General features: G+C 67.6%; 2 protein-coding genes and 1 pseudogene. All 3 read left to right on the top strand.

All coding sequences use genetic code 11. The annotated features are described in order from the left end of the window. Positions 1–261 (top strand): annotated as a pseudogene (locus JCM9942_RS16395) (saccharopine dehydrogenase); the annotation flags it as partial. Positions 262–357: 96 nt separating this feature from the next. Beyond that, the gene (locus JCM9942_RS16390; RefSeq protein ID WP_054660920.1) at positions 358–744 is read left to right on the top strand and encodes a BlaI/MecI/CopY family transcriptional regulator; all 387 of its coding nucleotides are present in this window, start codon (positions 358–360) and stop codon (positions 742–744) included. Between the two features lie 3 nt (positions 745–747). Further along, positions 748–1,170: M56 family metallopeptidase (locus tag JCM9942_RS16385; RefSeq protein ID WP_218185518.1), on the top strand; the 423-nt coding region annotated here is incomplete at its 3' end.

Below are 1,170 nucleotides of genomic sequence, written 5' to 3'. Positions count from 1 at the left end.
CGTTTCGGCACGGACCTCGGCGGTATGCGCATCACCCTGCGCGGCCAACGCGGTGGTTTGCAGCACACCGTCCATTGGGACCTGACCGCGCCGATGCTGCACGGCCCGGAGATTCCCACCTTCGCCGCGGTGCTGCTGGCGCGCCGCTTCGCCCGCGGGGAAGGGCTGCCGATTGGCGCCCATGCCTGTATGGGCATGCTGAGCCTGGCCGAGTTCGAGCGCGAGTTCGCGCGCTGGCGGATCGACAGCGCCGTCAGCTGAAGCATTCAGCCGACAGGGGTCAGGGTGCCGACCGGGCTATTGACGACATTTGTAGTCAGGCCTACCGTGACGACACATGTAGTCACGGAGACGGCCATGCGCCGCAAGACCATCGGGGACCAGGAACTGGCCCTGCTGCAGTACATCGGAGAGAACGAACCGGCCAGCGTCGGCGAGGTGGCGGCGTGCTTTGGGGAGGCCCGCGGGCTGGCCCGTTCCACCGTGCTGACGATGATGGAGCGCCTGCGCACCAAGGGATACCTGCAGCGTGAGCACGACGCCGGTGTATACCGCTACACCACCACCACCGGGCAGCAGGACGTGGTCAGCGGTGCGGTCGGCAGCTTTGTCGAGAAGACCCTGCAGGGATCGATCTCGCCGTTCGTGGCATGGATGTCGCAGAAAGCCGAGGTCAGCGACCACGAACTGGCCGAACTGGAAGCGCTGGTCAGCAAGCTGCAGTCGCAGCGCCGGGAGGACTGAATCATGGATTCCACCTTCGAACTGTTGGGCAGCCGCTTGCTGGCCACCAGCGTGCAGACCGCCCTGTTGGCGGGCCTGGTGTGGCTGCTGTGCCGCTGCGTGCGGCGGCTGCCGGCCAGCACCCAGTGCGCGCTGTGGTGGCTGGTGGCGCTGCAGGCGGTGGTCGGCGTGTTCTGGGTCGCACCGCTGGAACTGCCGGTACTGCCTGCAATAGAAATGGTGACGGTGGTGCAGCAGGCGCAGGCCGCCGCTCCGACGGTTGCAGCCACGCCGCTGATCGTGATGAAGCCCCTGCCGGTGGACAGCGGCTGGTCGTGGTCGCTGGTGCTGATGGCGTTGTGGGGGGGCGGCGTTGCGGTGATGGTATGGCGCACGTTCACTGCCTGGCGCGGCAGCCGTGCGCTGCTGCGTCACTGCCCGCCGTGC

Source organism: Stenotrophomonas pictorum JCM 9942, assembly GCF_001310775.1.
Classification (GTDB): Bacteria; Pseudomonadota; Gammaproteobacteria; order Xanthomonadales; family Xanthomonadaceae; genus Stenotrophomonas; species Stenotrophomonas pictorum.
This window is presented reverse-complemented; position numbering and strand designations above follow the sequence as displayed.